The organism is Vibrio sp. Vb0937, assembly GCF_033338855.1.
The window spans coordinates 1-1,148 of the sequence record NZ_JAWOTK010000348.1 but is presented as its reverse complement, the minus strand read 5'-3'; the positions used below and the strand labels follow the sequence as shown (position 1 = coordinate 1,148).

The following is a 1,148-nucleotide window of genomic DNA, read 5'->3' as shown; positions in this document are numbered from 1 at the left end:
CGCAGAGAAATTCCAGAAGTTCCTAGACCTTCTAGATGACTGTGACGACGTTCAGCAGGTATACCACAACGCTGAGCTATAATTTTTAGCTTTCGTTGTTGTAAAAAAGGCTTCCCGAGGGAAGCCTTTTTTGATCGTGCTAAATATTGCGAGTAGCGCTAAGTATTACGGTATTTGGAGTAACACAGAGACATGATTACGCCAAAGCAGATGCCCTGTGTCAGCATGGCAGTTCCGCCGTAACTAAAGAATGGGAGCGGGCTTCCCATTACTGGCAACAATCCACTCACCATTCCAGTATTAATAAAGGCGTAGAGGAAGAAGCTCATCGCCAAGGTGCCACTGACTAAGCGACTAAAAAAGTGCTCAGATTGGCATGCTAGCAACATCACCCGTGCTGTAATAAATAGGTATAGCGTCAGCAATACCACACAGCCAATGAACCCCCATTCCTCCGCATAGGTTGAAAAGCTAAAGTCGGTATGACTTTCTGGAATCAAGCCCAGTGTTCCTTGTGTGGCATTCATCCAACCTTTGCCTTTCATACCGCCCGAGCCAATCGCAATCAGCGACTGAATGATTTGGTAACCAGAGCCAAGTGGGTCAGACTCTGGGTGTAAGAACTGAGTCACACGGCTTTTTTGGTAGGCTTCCATCACGAAAAACCACAGAATCGGGGCGAGCGTTAGAACGCTCACCACAAATCCGCCAATGATTTTCCAGCTCATACCCGCGAAAAATAACACGAGTAGTGCGTAGATCACGGTAAAGATCGCACCATCCAGATCGGGTTGCAGAGCGATCAACCCTGCGGGAACCAAGGTAATCATCAAACAAAGCGCGATTTTACGAAAGTCAGGTCTGCCGCCTTCCAGATGCAGCATCCAAGCGATCATGATCGGAATCGACAACTTAATTAATTCCGAAGGTTGAAAACGAAAAAAGCCGATATCTAGCCATCGTTGTGAACCGTTAGTGCTGTCACCAAACAGCGCGACGGCCAGCAGTAACGACACTGCGACAAAATACAAGTATGGTGCCGAGCGTTGATAACTGGCTGCTGGAATGGATGACATAACCAGAATACACACCAGTGTCAGTGCGCAGCGGGCTAAGTGTTTAAAGAGCATGGATTCATCGAAGCCACA

The 1,148-nt window shown here is 47.6% G+C and carries 2 protein-coding genes; one reads left to right on the top strand and one right to left on the bottom strand.

Going from position 1 to position 1,148, the window contains the following annotated elements; translation table 11 throughout:
• On the top strand, positions 1-82 hold an 82-nt coding region (locus tag R7P67_RS25610), incomplete at its 5' end, for a YebC/PmpR family DNA-binding transcriptional regulator (protein WP_347564228.1).
• Positions 83-158: 76 nt separating this feature from the next.
• Here R7P67_RS25610 and rodA read toward each other — a convergent pair.
• The coding region (gene rodA / locus R7P67_RS25605) for a rod shape-determining protein RodA (protein WP_318086423.1) at positions 159-1,148 on the bottom strand (990 nt) is incomplete at its 5' end.